Origin of the sequence: Pseudoalteromonas sp. KS88, assembly GCF_004766475.1 — a bacterium.
GTDB lineage: Bacteria > Pseudomonadota > Gammaproteobacteria > Enterobacterales > Alteromonadaceae > Pseudoalteromonas.
The window spans coordinates 51,712-66,994 of sequence record NZ_PYHV01000028.1 but is presented as its reverse complement, the minus strand read 5'-3'; the positions used below and the strand labels follow the sequence as shown (position 1 = coordinate 66,994).

General features: G+C 40.3%; 14 protein-coding genes. 9 read left to right on the top strand and 5 right to left on the bottom strand.

What is annotated here, in order from left to right:
- Nucleotides 1–202 precede the first annotated feature (202 nt).
- The gene (locus C7Y70_RS17555; RefSeq protein WP_099296312.1) at nt 203–1,579 is read right to left on the bottom strand and encodes an NAD-dependent succinate-semialdehyde dehydrogenase; all 1,377 of its coding nucleotides are present in this window, start codon (nt 1,577–1,579) and stop codon (nt 203–205) included.
- A gap of 195 nt (nt 1,580–1,774) precedes the next feature.
- Here C7Y70_RS17555 and C7Y70_RS17550 point away from each other — a divergent pair, with 195 nt between their 5' ends.
- The 3 genes from C7Y70_RS17550 to C7Y70_RS17540 are packed head-to-tail and all read left to right on the top strand — an operon-like array spanning nt 1,775 to nt 3,913.
- Entirely contained in the window at nt 1,775–2,809 is a 1,035-nt protein-coding gene (locus C7Y70_RS17550) for a nitronate monooxygenase (protein WP_135476168.1), read from the top strand.
- Nucleotides 2,802–3,368: a cyclic nucleotide-binding domain-containing protein gene (locus tag C7Y70_RS17545; protein WP_135476166.1), complete on the top strand. Its 567-nt coding sequence runs from the start codon at nt 2,802–2,804 to the stop codon at nt 3,366–3,368. Before C7Y70_RS17550 ends, C7Y70_RS17545 begins: the two co-directional genes overlap by 8 nt.
- 50 nt (nt 3,369–3,418) lie before the next feature.
- Nucleotides 3,419–3,913, top strand: a complete 495-nt coding sequence (locus tag C7Y70_RS17540) for a YgjV family protein (RefSeq protein WP_135476164.1) — start codon at nt 3,419–3,421, stop codon at nt 3,911–3,913.
- Here the strand turns inward: C7Y70_RS17540 and C7Y70_RS17535 are convergent.
- On the bottom strand, nt 3,899–4,417 hold the full coding sequence (locus tag C7Y70_RS17535; RefSeq protein WP_135476161.1) for an NUDIX hydrolase: 519 nt from the start codon (nt 4,415–4,417) through the stop codon (nt 3,899–3,901). The genes C7Y70_RS17540 and C7Y70_RS17535 overlap by 15 nt on opposite strands.
- A gap of 151 nt (nt 4,418–4,568) precedes the next feature.
- Between C7Y70_RS17535 and C7Y70_RS17530 the strand changes: the two genes are divergently transcribed.
- The 5 genes from C7Y70_RS17530 to C7Y70_RS17510 are packed head-to-tail and all read left to right on the top strand — an operon-like array spanning nt 4,569 to nt 10,103.
- Entirely contained in the window at nt 4,569–5,909 is a 1,341-nt protein-coding gene (locus C7Y70_RS17530) for a sigma-54 dependent transcriptional regulator (protein ID WP_135476159.1), read from the top strand.
- 21 nt (nt 5,910–5,930) lie between these two features.
- Nucleotides 5,931–6,146, top strand: coding sequence for a histidine kinase dimerization/phospho-acceptor domain-containing protein (locus C7Y70_RS17525; RefSeq protein WP_099296318.1), 216 nt, complete (start codon nt 5,931–5,933; stop codon nt 6,144–6,146).
- Nucleotides 6,147–6,162: 16 nt separating this feature from the next.
- Complete coding sequence (locus C7Y70_RS17520) at nt 6,163–7,647, top strand: sensor histidine kinase (protein WP_135476157.1); 1,485 nt, start codon at nt 6,163–6,165, stop codon at nt 7,645–7,647.
- Entirely contained in the window at nt 7,648–8,109 is a 462-nt protein-coding gene (locus C7Y70_RS17515) for a response regulator (protein WP_099296320.1), read from the top strand. It begins immediately after the preceding gene.
- A gap of 17 nt (nt 8,110–8,126) precedes the next feature.
- Nucleotides 8,127–10,103: a response regulator gene (locus C7Y70_RS17510; protein WP_135476155.1), complete on the top strand. Its 1,977-nt coding sequence runs from the start codon at nt 8,127–8,129 to the stop codon at nt 10,101–10,103.
- Here the strand turns inward: C7Y70_RS17510 and C7Y70_RS17505 are convergent.
- The 3 genes from C7Y70_RS17505 to C7Y70_RS17495 are packed head-to-tail and all read right to left on the bottom strand — an operon-like array spanning nt 10,083 to nt 13,750.
- Nucleotides 10,083–11,084 (bottom strand): LacI family DNA-binding transcriptional regulator, encoded by a 1,002-nt coding sequence (locus C7Y70_RS17505; RefSeq protein WP_135476153.1) that lies wholly within the window; start codon nt 11,082–11,084, stop codon nt 10,083–10,085. The two genes, C7Y70_RS17510 and C7Y70_RS17505, sit on opposite strands and share 21 nt — an antisense overlap.
- A gap of 22 nt (nt 11,085–11,106) precedes the next feature.
- Nucleotides 11,107–12,438, bottom strand: a complete 1,332-nt coding sequence (locus C7Y70_RS17500) for a glycoside-pentoside-hexuronide (GPH):cation symporter (RefSeq protein WP_135476151.1) — start codon at nt 12,436–12,438, stop codon at nt 11,107–11,109.
- A gap of 19 nt (nt 12,439–12,457) precedes the next feature.
- Nucleotides 12,458–13,750, bottom strand: a complete 1,293-nt coding sequence (locus tag C7Y70_RS17495) for a GH1 family beta-glucosidase (protein ID WP_167850845.1) — start codon at nt 13,748–13,750, stop codon at nt 12,458–12,460.
- 318 nt (nt 13,751–14,068) lie between these two features.
- Between C7Y70_RS17495 and C7Y70_RS17490 the strand changes: the two genes are divergently transcribed.
- A complete protein-coding gene (locus C7Y70_RS17490; RefSeq protein ID WP_245321587.1) occupies nt 14,069–15,280 on the top strand; it encodes a sugar MFS transporter in 1,212 nt (403 codons plus the stop codon).
- Nucleotides 15,281–15,283: the final 3 nt, after the last annotated feature.

Sequence of the window (15,283 nt, the reverse complement as noted above, 5' to 3'; positions counted from 1 at the left end):
CTCCAGCGGCTACTTTCAACGCAAACAAGGCGAAAGTCTCCGGCTGGAAACTAATAAATATATTTGTGATTTAATATCAATACATTAGTACATCTCTTAACCAGAGCTCAGGTTAAATAAGTTAAACCAATAATGAATTTATCACTTTGCTTTAAGCATAAAAAAAGGGCCGAGGAGCCCTTTTTTTAATAATAACTTTGCTTTAGTTATTAATCATAATAGCTTTGATATTTACAAACTCACGGATACCAAACCCGCCGTGTTCACGACCATAACCGCTGTCTTTCACGCCGCCAAAAGGTAGGTTTGGCTGTGCAAGACCATAACCATTTATGTTGATCATACCTGTATCAAAATGCTTTTTAGCCAACTCAATCGCACGCTTCTCATCCTTTGAGATAATGCCTCCACCTAAGCCATAGCGCGAATCATTGGCAATACGCATTGCGTCGTCATTGTCTTTGGCTTTGATAAGTGATGCTACAGGACCGAATAGCTCGTCGTCATAGGCTGGCATGCCAGGTGATAGATTTTCAATCAAGGTCGCGGGATAGTAGAAGCCAGTTTGTTTAGGCACTTCACCGCCGACAACGACTTTAGCGCCTGCTTTTACAGATTCTTGAACTTGGTCATGGATCTTATCTCGTAAGTCTTCACGTGCCATAGGACCTAGGTCTGTTTCTTCATCCATTGGGTCGCCTAATTTCATAGCTTCGAACTGCTTTGCAATGGCAGCTTTAAAGTCATCATATAATGCCTCTACGACAACGAAACGCTTTGCTGAAACGCAGGTTTGACCATTGTTAACCATGCGACCCTGCATACAGGTTTTAATTGCTAGCTCTAAATCAGCGTCATCAAGTACGAGATAGGCGTCATTACTGCCAAGCTCTAATACGGTTTTCTTTACGTGCTTTCCAGCTTGCTCAGCTACCTTTTTACCTGTGCCATCACTTCCTGTAAATGTAACTCCGCGAATTGCAGAGTGACTGATTAGTTCGCTGGCTGTTTTGCCGTCAATCAATAGGTTTTTAAATACATAATCAGGGAAGCCTGCATCACTGAACATCTGCTCTATTTTTTCTGCCATGCCAAATACATTACCTGCATGTTTTAGTATTGCGGTGTTACCTGCCATAATATTTGTTACCGCATAACGTATAACCTGATACAACGGGAAGTTCCAAGGCTGAATACCTAATAGCACACCGGTAGGTTGATAGGTGATGATGGCACGGCCGTTTTCCATTAAACGTTCTTCGTCCGCAAGTTGCACTGGGCCTTGCTCAGCACTGTAGCGGCATATTGCAGCGCATAGCTCTACTTCTTGTAAGCCTTGTTGGTACAGCTTTCCCATTTCTTGCGTCATTAATTGGGCAAGCGACTTTTGATTTTTTTTAAATACATCAGCAAGTTTATTTAAATACTCAGCTCGCTCTTCTACAGATGTGTGGCGCCATTGTAAGAATGCGTCATGACTTTTATCTACCTCATTATTTGCCTGCTCTAGATTTAGCAGGGTATAGTCTGCAATAGTTTCTTCGGTAGCCGGGTTGATTGTAGTTACTAAGTTAGTCATTTTATCTCCTTACAAATTATAGTAAGTGAATAACTTGCAAAGCTAGCACCAACTCTAATTAAATAGGTTGGTTTTATATTTAAGGTTTTGATTATCTTGTTTTTTTATGGCTCGAATAGAAAAACTTTGGTGGCTTACCTGGATGGGGAGTAAGTAATTAATGCAAATGAATGAAAAAGTTACAAGGACGTGTAAATGCAAACATTTTTAAATACTGAGTTACCCCTTATCCAAGCTCCAATGGCGGGTGTGCAAGACTATCGTTTAGCTGCAGCTGTGAGCAATAGTGGTGGTTTAGGGTCATTACCTTGCGCTATGTTATCAAAAGAACAATTAGTCAACGAAATCACCAAGCTTTCCCGAGCAACAGGTAACCCATATAATTTGAACTTTTTTTGTCACGAAGTAATAGGTTACACACAGCAGCAAAAACAGCAATGGCATCAATTACTTTCACCTTATTTAAAAGAGCATAGTATTGATGACTCAAGTTTGGCTATGACGACAACGCGTCAGCCGATTGATGAAGAAATAGTAAAACTAATAGCGCCTTTCAAACCACCCGTAGTGAGTTTTCATTTTGGCTTACCAAGCGATGACATTGTGCAGAAAATTAAAAGCTGGGGAAGTAAAGTGATTTCAACGGCTACCACTTTAGATGAAGCTATTTGGCTTGAAGCTAATGGTGCAGATGCAGTTATTGCTCAAGGTCTTGAAGCTGGGGGGCACAGAGGCCACTTTTTATCAATGGACTTGACGTTACAACAGACAACAACTGCCCTCGTAACACAATGTGTCGGTGCTTTGGGTGTTCCAGTTATTGCCGCGGGTGGTATCGCATCAGCTGCAGATGTCATACACATGAAGAGACTGGGTGCCAGTGCGGTCCAAATAGGAAGCGCATATTTATTATGCCAAGAAGCTACAACTTCAACGCTTCACCGCGAGGCTATTTTACAGCAGCCAACGAATAGCACGGCGCTTACAACTGTTTTTTCTGGACGAGCAGCTCGGGGAATTAAAAATCGTGTTATGAATGAACTTGGCTGTATGCCAGAACAAGCTCCGGCATTTCCATTTGCCAGCATTGCACTGAGCGCTTTAAGAGTAAAGTCAGAAAACCAAGGTAAGGCTGATTTTTCGCCTTTGTGGTGTTCAGAAAAATATATTGTCAGAGATGCGGTTAGTGCAAAAGAGATCACTAAGGAGCTAATGACTACTGATGCATGATTTACCAGAGTTCCAACTAGGGGATAGTTATCGCACTTTAGCAAAAGCAGTGCTTGCACAAACAAAGCAACAGTTAATGGTGAAAACTTATCAGCGCGGTGACGTGTTATTACAGCAGGGTCACCAACAGCAATATGGCTATTTGGTTCTGGATGGCGTATTAGCCGCATTTTATAGCTCCGATGATGGCGAGGAAAAATGTAAAGAGTTCTATTTTAAAGATGAATTTGCATTATTATTTGGTAATTGGCTCACAAGTACGCCTGCGCTTTACCAAATCAAAGTGATCAGATCAGCAAGACTCATCGCTATTCCTTTAACTAGGCTCGAACAAGCTGATTGGGGAGATCTAAAGCAACAATTAATTACCCAGCAATTATTATTCAAAGAAGCAAAAGAAGCTTTTTTATTATTAAACACCCCAGAGCAACGCTATCGCTATTTATTGGCTCAAAAGCCTCACTGGCTTGCACTACTGACCTTAACAGAAGTGGCAATGTACATAGGTATTTCATCTATTTCTTTATCTCGCATACGAAAACGCCTTAACTTAAGTTAAGGCGCTACATAATTTACTTAATTAGACTGCTGTTTTTTTCAGGAGTCACTATGTTTTTACTTTCTCAATGTTTGGTTGGCGTTGCCACTTTACTCGATTTAGCTTCATTTCAATTTAAATCACGACGATTAATTTTATTGTGCTTGTTTAGTTCAGTATTGTTGACTGCATGTCACTTTTTTATGTTGGACCAACCAAGTGCCGGCTGGCTAATGCTTATTGCAGCCGCACGTTACCTGTATTGCGCCTTTGCAAGGCGATACATGGTAATGCTTGGCTTTATTATATTAAGCATGGTGGCAGTATTTATTACTTGGCATAGCTGGTTAAGTGGATTAGCGTTGACTGCAACACTTGTTCAAACGCTAGCGTCATTTCAAGCCAAAGACTTTAAATTACGTATCCTGATGATAGTAGGTACCAGCTTATGGATGGCGCATAATATAATGGTGGGTTCGCCCATCGCGGTGCTAATGGAATGCTTATTCTTGACCAGTAATATCATTGGCTTGTATCGATTTTATCGACCATCAAGCGTTTGCTAGTAAAGCAATTGCTTTTAGTAAGTAGGTTTCTCTAATAATAGATAATCCTTGTTTGTTACTATTAGCAATCGTGCGCTCATTATGAGCTATCGCTTCATGTATGTTTACCCATTTGGCTTGCATTCCATTTTGCTGTTCGTAATGTTCGAGTTGTGCCTGACCTAATATGTCATTGATGTCACAAAAGTAGCAGTAAGATTTTATGTGAATGACCTCATAGTCATCCTTATACCAAGGGCGGTATTCTTCATAAAGGCCAAACTCCCCGGTTATTTTAATGTTTTGCGCGCCTGTTTCTTCTTGCAGTTCACGGATTAACCCTTGTTCGATACTTTCAAAATCATCAACGCCTCCTCCGGGTAAACTATAATCTTCATAACGAGCGGTATACATTAATAAAATTTGCGATCCCTTTAGTACAATTGCTCGACTGGTAATACGTGTAAATTGGCTTATATTATCGGCCGATATACTCGGGTGGGTTGTGGTTTTGAGAAGTTGCATAACGCTCCTAGAAGTCAATTTTAAATAAAGAGTTACATGTGATCTAAATTGTTTTTATTTGCATATATATAGCGTTAATAGTTGAATTTATAGGTTCAGAACCCACTTATTATGTTACGCTATTAGGAATTATAAAGCATAGGGAATAATCATGTTAAACATACTTTTGGTTGATGATGACAGCGAGTTCAGCGATGTTGTCTGCCATATAGTGGAGTTTTTAGGTCATAATATAGACACAGCCGCTAATTTAGCTGAAGCTCAACAATGGTTTGAAAATAACACTTTTGACCATGTGTTCCTTGATTTCATGCTGCCAGATGGCAGCGGTTTACATTTGGTAGAACACCTTAACAGTATTGGTCAAAGCCCCAAAATCACGCTTATTTCAGGCCACCCTTCGGTAAAAGGTAAGCTCGCCGAAATGTGTGCCCCTAATGTAGGGCACCTCGTTAAACCACTTCAACGAGAAGATATTGAGCGAGTTCTCAACCCAAAAAAGAACACTGAAAAGAAAAAGAAACAGCCAAGTATACAAAAACATTTTGGTACATTAATTGGCGAATCACCAGTTATGCAACAGCTATACACTATGATTGAACGCGTAGCGAGCACCAATGCAAACGTTATGCTCATGGGTGAAAGTGGTGCGGGTAAAGAAGTGGTTGCACAAGCTATTCATAATGCCAGTCAGTGCGAAGGGCCATTGGTTGCAACTAACTGTGGCGCGCTATCTAAAGAGTTAATCGGCAGTGAGCTATTTGGCCATGAAAAAGGTGCGTTTACTGGCGCGATTGCCCGAAAAGAAGGGGTGTTTGAACAAGCTGCAAACGGCACTTTATTTTTAGATGAAGTGACAGAAATGCCTATTGATATGCAACCAAACTTATTGCGAGTGTTGGAGAGCAAAAAAGTAGTGCGTGTTGGCGGTAATAAAGAATTACCTGTTGATTGTAGAGTAATATCAGCGACCAACCGATCATTGGAAGACTTAGCGCAAAATAACGTTATTCGTGAAGATATTTACTTTCGTTTAGCCGTATTCCCCATTGATATCCCTGCTTTAAGAGATCGAAAAGAAGATATTGAATTGCTAGCTAAGGCGTTTTTAGAGCAGTTAAATGATGAAAATGGCACAGACTTTATTTGGCAAGCAGCTCAGCTGAAAGAGCTTAGTGGTTATGAATGGCCTGGGAATGTGCGTGAGCTTCGTCATGCGATTCATCGTGCATTTATTATGAGTGACCCAAAAGGTAAAACAATTACTTTACCAAGTAATTTAGAATCCCCATTCTCACGTGTTAATAAAAAGTCTCAAGCAAGTCAAGTTAGCGCCGGTCAAACAATTGAAGAAGTTGAAAAAGATCTGATTCACGCCACCTTAGATAAAGTTCAAGGGAATAAAACGCTTGCTGCGCAAATGCTTGGAATTAGCACAAAAACATTATACAACCGATTAAATGCATACGGTGGTATAGGCGAATATAGTTAATAATAGTTGCTGAGGAGTAGTATGAAGGACAAAGAGATATTAAGAACATTGGTTCATGATGCAAGAGCACCGCTTAATCGAATTTCAATGAATGCTGAATTAATTAAATTGATTTTAGAAAATGATATGCCTAAAGACAAAGCATTATTAGCACTTGATAAAATTATTAATAATTGTCAGCAATGCAGTGAAGGCTTGCAAAAAATATCTGATTTAGATTCTTCAGAGTCAACTTGACCACCAAGGAAAGTAAATGATACTGCAAAAGCAACAAGGTAGCACAAATGTTATGTGGGCAAGCTTTATCGCTGTTGTCTTGTGTATTATTGTTGGCAATGCGTTTTTAGCGGCCAATACAATACAAAATTTAACCACAACCCAACAGCGCCTTGATGATACGAGCATGCTTAATACGGCTGTTGAAAAGTTGCATTTATCTGTTTTACAAGCAGAGTCAGGTCAGCGAGGGTATTTGTTGACTGGTGAAAATGATTACTTAGCACCCTATTATGATGCTTTAGAGCAACTCACTTCACAAGTCAAAATTGTTAAGGGGTTACGTTCTGAAATAGATGGTCAGGCTGAAAATGTAGCGAAGCTATTACTGCTTATAGATGAGAAAGTACATATTCTTACACGTACTGCTGAACTTGCGTTGGCAGATAAAGATCGCAAAGCTCATTACTTACTTGAAACTCATGAAGGGCGAAATCTTTACAGAGAAATACGTATTGTAACGGATGAAATTCAATCGGCAGAATCAACATTTGAACTCGCGCAATTTCGTAAGTTAGGTCAGATCAAGAAGGAAGCCAAGGTTACGTTTGCCATTACCGCAATTACGAGTGGGCTTTTAATTTTAGGTATGTTTGTATTGGTCCGTATTAACTTACGTGAATCGGCTAAGTACAGAAATAAATTAGAGCAGCAAAACCAAACTTTGGCCTTTAAAGTAAAAGAACGTACTCAAGAGCTTACTTTATATTCAGATGAACTAAGTCGTTCTAACCGCGAGCTGGAAGAATTTGCGTTTGTGGCGAGTCATGATTTACAAGAGCCGCTTCGTAAGATACAAGCGTTTAGTGACCGATTAGAAAGCATGTTTAAAGATGAGCTTGGTGAAAAGGGCGTAGATTACATTGCTCGAATGAAAAATGCTGCGCAGAGAATGTCGACTTTGATAAATGATTTGTTGGAGTTTTCGCGGGTTACAACACGAGGAAAGGACTTTGAAGATACCGATCTTAATAATGTAATCAACGAAATTATTGATGATTTAGAGATCGCGATCACCGAATCAAAAGCGCAAATAAGTGTTAATGATATGCCAGTGATTAAAGCTGATCCAAGCCAAATGCATCAGCTTTTCTTAAATCTCATTTCCAATGCTGTTAAGTTCAAACGTGAAGGGGTTGCACCAATTATCACCATTAACTTTGAGCATGTGCATGAGTTTAGTGATGGTCACAACACCGAGCTGGAGTGGCAAGTAATAACCATTAAAGATAACGGAATAGGCTTTTCACAAGAATACACAGATAAAATATTTGTTCCATTTCAACGTCTTCATGGACGTTCGCAATATAAAGGCACGGGCATAGGTTTATCTGTATGCAGGCGTATTGTTGAGCGCCATGGTGGTACCATCACTGCGAAAAGTGTTGTCGATGAGGGTGCTACCTTTATTATTAAATTACCTGTGGAAGCAGAGCTTTTCACATTACAAGGAGAGGCTTAGATGCCATTCAAAAAAGTTAAACCAATCACTATTTTAATGGCCGACGATGATGAAGATGATCGTTTATTAGCGCAAGATGCTCTTGCAGAAAGCCGAGTTATAAATAATTTACATTTTGTTGAAGATGGTGTCGAACTGCTTGAGTACCTTGAGCGTAGAGGCAAGTATGAAGATAAAGAGTTATCGCCACGCCCAGGGCTTATTTTACTAGATCTAAATATGCCGCGCATGGATGGTAGAGAAGCGTTGCAGGCTATTAAAGCAAATGCGAATCTAAAGGGGATCCCTGTTGTAATTTTGACAACTTCCAAGCAAGAAGAGGATATGGTCAGAGGTTATGACTTAGGAGCCGCTTCTTATATTACTAAACCCGTTACGTTCGATGGCTTAGTTGACCTGATGAAAACTTTAGGTAAATACTGGGTCGAATTTGTTGAATTACCAAGTACGTTTAACGATTAAGGAAATATATAAGCGCTATGATAGACAAGCCCACGAAGCTATTACTTGTTGAAGACGATGAAGATGATTACATTCTAACGTGCGACTATCTGGAGCAACTTACTTCACATACTTTTGATATTGAGTGGGTGAGTGAACCACATCTTGCAGTAGAAGTACTTTCTCAGAGCAGGCATGATATATGTTTGCTTGATTATCGACTTGGCGCATCAGATGGATTAGAGGTTTTAAAGAAAGCGCTTAGTAATGGTTTTGATGGGCCAATTATAATGCTGACAGGGCAATCAGATGACGCCCTAGATTTAGCTGCATTGGATGCGGGCGCAGTAGATTACCTTGTTAAAAATGAGATGAGTAGCAGTCGATTTGCTCGCTCTATCCGTTATGCTTTGGCTCGAAGAGATATCGAAGATGAGCGGATTGAACGCCTTAAAGCAGAGGCTGAAAATAGATCGAAAGACCGCTTTTTAGCCCATTTAAGTCATGAGTTACGCACGCCGCTTTCGTCTATTTTAGGCTATACCGAATTACTCATGCAGGGTGATTTTAATGAGTATGCGAGCAATGAGCTAGGCGTTATTTACCGTAATGGCAGGCATTTGTTGAGTTTATTAAATGATGTTCTCGATTTATCAAAAATAGCTGCCGACAAACTTGAAATAACCTGTACCGACGTCAATTTAGATAGCTTAATGGCAGATGTTTTCACATTGATGCGTGTATCTGCTCTTGATAAAGGGCTAAGTTTACGCTTTGAGTCACTTGAGCCACTGCCGCTTGTGGTTAATGTTGATGCCACGCGTTTAAGGCAAATTTTAATAAACATCATAAATAATGCGATTAAGTTTACTGAGCAAGGTGAAATAACCGTACGGGCATGGACAGAAAAAGTTGATGACACTGAGATGCTATTTTTTAGTATCAAGGACTCAGGCCTTGGAATTGCTGAGGAAAAACAAGCATTAATATTTAAACCATTTGAACAAATTGCTGATGTTGAATCGCGCGCAGTAGGTGGAGCCGGGCTTGGCTTAGCTATTTGTTCTGAATTACTTAGTCATATGCGAGGTGGAATTACACTCGATTCTACTGTCGGTAAGGGCTCCGAATTCACAATTTCGTTGTATCCTGGTGATATAAAAAATGTACAACGCCATGTTTTAAAGCTTGATTTAACTCCTAACATGCAGCAAAAAGAGACGTCATGCCGTGTTGAAGGGCGCGTACTTGTGGTGGATGATTTACGTGATTTACGTATGCTTGTGGGGCACATGTTGACCTCTGCTGGTGCTGATGTTGTTTACGCTGAAAATGGTAAACAGGCGTTGCATAAAGTTGAACAAGCAAGGTCTGAGGGAAAGCCTTTTGATATTGTATTTTTAGATATTCATATGCCTGTAATGGGCGGGAAAGAGGCAACCATAGAGCTCAGACGTCAAGGGTTTAAAGGCGCTATCATTGCATTAACCGCAGCCACAATGAAGGGAATAAGAAGCGAATTGACGGCTTTGGGCTTTAATGAAGTGATTGGCAAACCTGTAGACGCAAGCCATCTTTATCAGTGTTTAGAGGAGTATCTAACACAAACTAAAGAAGCCGATATAACTGAGCTACCCAAGACGCAGAAATCAGATGAATCAGACCAGGTATTACCCCGTTTCTTACTCGTGGAAGATGATGCCGATGCTGCGCAAATAACCCAGTTATTATTGGAAAGTTTAGGGGTTAACACAGCTATTGCACGCAGTTTTGAGCAATGTATTTCAATGCTCAAAAGAGATTCGCAGTATGATAAAGCATTACTCGATATGCATTTACCAGACGGTAGTGGGCTTGAGCTTGCTCAGCATATAAAGCAAGATTACCCACATATAGAACGCGTTATTGTCAGTGGCGTAGAGCCTAACCCTATACAAATTGAACAGCTTAAAATTGAGTCGGTCTTATTAAAACCAATTAACTTATCGTTGTTATCAACCCTTATTGACGATTGATTGGCGAATTACAAGTTCAGGTTCAAAGAGGGTTTGTAGCACAGGGGTGGTTTTTTGATACACCTCGCTTAAAATCCAGTTAGCTGCCATGCGACCCATTTCGTTGATAGGGTAATTTATTGTTGTTAATGGTGGGAAAACGTGACGAGTGAAAAACACGTTATCGTATCCCATAATAGAAAGGGCTTCTGGTAGCACAACACCAAATTCGCGTGCAATTGCCATGGCACCTGTTGCCATTTCATCGTTTGCGCAAATTAAAGCTGTAAAAGTGCGCGCCGATGCATGTAAGTGTTTATAGCCATGTGCACCCCCGCTCTCCATGAAGTCACCTTCATACAGTAGTTGCTCATCAAATGGTATATGGTGTTCTTTTAAGGCTTGTTTGTGGCCTGCCAGGCGCTCTTGTGCATCTTTTTTCCAAAGTGGGCCGCTTATATAGGCAATGTTTTTGTGCCCTTGCTCTAAAACGTACTTTGCTGCTAAATAGCCACCGCGCTTATTATTTAAAGTAATACAGCGCTCTGCTAATTCAGGAATAAAACGGTTGAGCAAAACAAAGGGTGTTTTACCTTTGGATAGCTCAATAAGATATTGATCGCTTACGGCTTCAACATGCAAAATTAAGCCATCGCAATTGCGGCTAATTAAAAACTCTATTGCTTGCTCTTCACGTACTTTATCACTGTGGCCTGCAGCGATGATAACGTGCTTACTTTGCTTACGAAAAACATTTTCTATACCGCCCATCATCGGTCCATAAAAAGGGCCTGACAACTCAGATACCAATAAACCCACGCTATTTGAGCAATTTGAAGCAAGCGATTGAGCAATTGAGTTGGGTCTATAGCCGAGCTCATTCATTGCCGAAGTTACTTTTTTTCGCGTGGTATCACTGACATTCGCATTGTTGTTCATTACTCGCGAAACAGTCGCTAGAGAAACCCCTGCAAGCTTTGACACCTCATAAATGGTGGCCATGTTTTTCCTTTTAGGTATTTGTTTACGTGTTATTACTTGTTGCTAAATCAGCGTTTATTTGTCTTACGGTCTTATTATCAAGAATATACCTTTTCATGATTAAGGCGACAAGCACACTACCAATAGCGGGATATAACGTGAATGACATCAATATACCACTTTTAGTTGTTTCACTAAGTACAGTATTCGCTTGGTAATCATAATAAGCCAGCAACCAGCCTGCTAATGCACCGCCAAGGGCTAGACCAAGTTTGATAAAAAACACAACGCTAGCATAAACAAGACCAGTTAAACGTTGGCCATCTTGCCATTGGCCAAAGTCAATGGTGTCGGCCATTTTAGCCCATAATAATGGAGTTGCCATTTGGGTGAAAAAGCACCATAAAAAATAAACCCCAAAAGCAAGAACTAGGCTGTCACTGGGTAACCAAAACGCAAGACAACTTATAGCAGCAGAAATGTACTGTAAGTAAATGTAGGCAGTTTTCTTATCTACAAATTTACTTAAAGGCTGAGCACAGGCGCAGCCTAAAATGTTTCCTATCATTCCTAAGGTTACAAATTGTGTGACTAAATCGCCTTCACCCAGCACATATTTTATGTAGTAAATAGCCAGCGTTGTTCGCAATACCATGCTTGTTAGCAGCACAGCTGATGCACAGCAAAGAACTTTAAAGGGGCCATTTCTCCAAAGTGTTGTCATTTGCTGCTTTAAATTGAGGCGTATAGCCTGGCTTGCACACACTCGCTCTTTGGTAAACTTAAAACAAGTAAGAAACAACACAACGCCAAGGCAGCTCATTAATACCATGGTAAGTTGATAGCCTAACGCGTTGTCACCTTGGCCCAACCAACTCACTAGTGGTAGTGTGCACGCACTAACAATTAAGCCACCAAGCATGCCAAATACAAATCGGTATGACTGAATGGAGACACGTTCATTTGGGTCGCGGCTAAGTACACCACCAAGTGCGGAGTAGGGGATGTTAATTGCGGTATAAACCAACATTAGTAAGGTATAAGTAATAAATGCATAGATAACTTTGCCAGAATCACTTAGATCGGGGGTCGTGAAAGTGATAATGCTAATTAACCCAAAAGGCACAGCAAGCCAGAGTAAGTATGGTCGATAACTGCCATAACGAGTGCGAGTTGAGTCAGTTAATGAGCCCATAAGCGGGTCTGTAATTGCATCTATAACTCTAACTACTAAAAATAAAGTACCCACTACAGCAGGAGAAATACCAAATATATCGGTATAAAAAAAAGTTAAAAATAATATCACTGTTTGAAAAATGATGTTACTCGCGGTGTCACCTAAACCATAGGCTATTTTTTCTTTTTTAGTTAGCATAGCCGGTTCTCATTGATTCTTAGCGTTGTTTTAATAGGGCGCGATAGTGTTTTGCACTTTCTTTAAGTGTGCGTTGCTGGGTTATATAATCAACATAAACCAGACCAAAGCGTTTTTCATAACCGTATGCCCATTCGAAGTTATCCATGAGACTCCAAGCAAAATAACCTTGTACGTCAATGCCTTGTTTAATCGCGTCGTCAACGGCATTCAAATGGGTGTGATAATAACTGACACGGTCATAATCTAGCACTTGATTATTTTGGCAAGTATCAGCCATAGCTGCACCATTTTCAGTGATATAAATCTTAGGCAAGGTGTATAACTTATTTAATGAGATTAAAAGTTCAGTTAAACCTTGTGGATATATTTCCCAGCCCATATCCGTGACGGCAACATCGGGTAATGCAACTTCTTCAAACCAGTTACCAGCTGTTTTTTTATAATGTATTCGAGTGTAGTAATTCACCCCAATAAAATCAATCGACTGGCTAATAATTGCCATGTCATCTGGTGCGATAATCGGTTGTGCAGCAACAGGTAATTCATTTAAAAGTGACGGGTATTGCCCTTCTAGCACAGCCTTTATGTACCATTGATTGTGGTATTCATCAGCACGTTGTGCCGCGGGTGCATCATCTTCAGTAAGTGGATAAGCGGGGCTAAAGTTTAAAACGATGCCGGCTTCAACATTGGGGCAATTTTTACGTAACACTTTCATTGCTAAACCATGAGCTAGCAATAAGTAATGGGCTGCTTGTCGTCCGGCCTTTTGGTTTTTAATTCCAGGAGCATGAACACCAATTTCATACCCTAAATAGGCGCTGCAAAAAGGTTCGTTTAATGTTGCATATGAATCAACTAACCCACTTAGTGCGTGGCTCACTATGTCTGTATATGCAGCAAACGCATGCGCTGTATCACGGCTTTGCCAGCCCCCCGCATCTTCCAAGTATTGAGGCAGATCCCAGTGATATAAAGTGACGTAAGTTTTGATGTTACGTGCTTTTAATGCTGTTAATAGTTCACGGTAAAACGTGATGCCTTGTTGGTTCACACTACCATCTTGGTTTATTACACGCGGCCATGAGATGGAGAGGCGATAAGCATCCACGGCTAAATCGGCTATCATCTCAACATCTTGTTGCCAGTATTGAACATGCTGACATGCTTTATCGCCATTGCTTTGGTCTGCAATGGTATTGGGCTTAGCACAAAAAGTATCCCAAATGGATGCAAGGCGTGAGTCACGGGCCCCTTCAATTTGAAATGAGGCAGTAGCAACACCAAAAGTGAACGATGGCTTTAGCATTGCAGATTGCTTAGGTAAAGAGATTGTTTTATACACGACTAGGGATATCCTCTTACTTTTAGTGGCAATGCGCATTAGATAAAACACATCATAACGAGTTTATGTAAGCGCTTACAATATTATTGTAAATAAATTGATAAATAAATTTTATATGGTATAAATGTAAGCGCTTACATTTTATGTTGCAACTATTATTTACTTTTTAAATGCTTGGAAAAGTGCATAACTAGGGGCAATCAACTGATAATTATTAATAATTAGAGATATATTATGGCACAAGCGCCTTTGACAACACATCAACACAATGACACTCAGGCGATGCCGAAGCAAACATTTGCTCTTGCGTCGTTAACCACCTTATTCTTTATGTGGGGTTTCATTACATGTTTAAACGACATTTTAATCCCCTATTTGAAGGGCATGTTTTCGCTTTCTTACACACAGGCCATGTTGGTGCAGTTTTGCTTTTTTGGCGCCTACTTCGTGATGTCTATTCCCGCAGGTAAACTGGTCAGTAAAATTGGTTACCAATATGGCATTGTTGTTGGGTTAATAGTTGCAGCAATAGGCTGTGCACTGTTTTATCCAGCCGCTGATGCACATGTTTATGAACTGTTCTTATTCGCATTGTTTGTATTAGCCTGTGGTATAACAATTTTACAAGTGTCAGCTAATCCATATGTTAGTGTATTGGGAAGTTCTAAAACAGCTTCCTCGCGACTCACAATGACACAAGCGTTTAACTCATTAGGCACAACTGTTGCCCCTATCTTTGGTGGTTGGTTGATTCTTAGTGAAATAAGCCAAGCCACAGCTGAGCAAGTTAAACTGCCTTATTTAATCCTAGCTGCGAGCTTACTAATATTAGCTGTCATTTTTGCTTTTCTAAAACTTCCTAAATTAGGCAAAAGCGATTCTCAAGAACATGTTCAACCAGATGATAACTTTGTAGATTTAGGCAGCGTTTGGCAGTATCGCCACCTTATTCTTGGTGCGATAGGTATTTTTGTGTACGTCGGAGCAGAGGTTGCTATTGGTAGCTTTTTAGTGGGCTTTTTAACTCTTGACCATATTGCAGCGCTCAGCGAACAACAGGCTGCACATTATATTAGTTATTATTTTGCAGGGGCAATGATTGGGCGTTTTGCCGGCGCGGCTATAATGCAAAAAGTAAATGCGCATATAGTACTGGCTTGCCATGGATTATTAGCTGTTGTGTTTATTCTGATTGCTATGACTGGACAGGGCTCATTAGCTATGTGGGCTATTTTATTAGTTGGCTTATGTAATTCAATAATGTTCCCGACAATCTTTAGCTTGGCATTACAAGGCTTAGGTAAATATACATCTCAGGGTTCGGGGATTTTATGTCTAGCAATTGTTGGTGGGGCTATCGTGCCGCTGCTGCAAGGTGTATTAGCAGATAACATGGGTGTGCAATTAGCATTGATGCTGCCTATTGTTTGTTACCTTTACATCACCTACTTTGCGCTATCAGGCTCAAAGGTTTCTTCAACTCGTCAACAATAATTA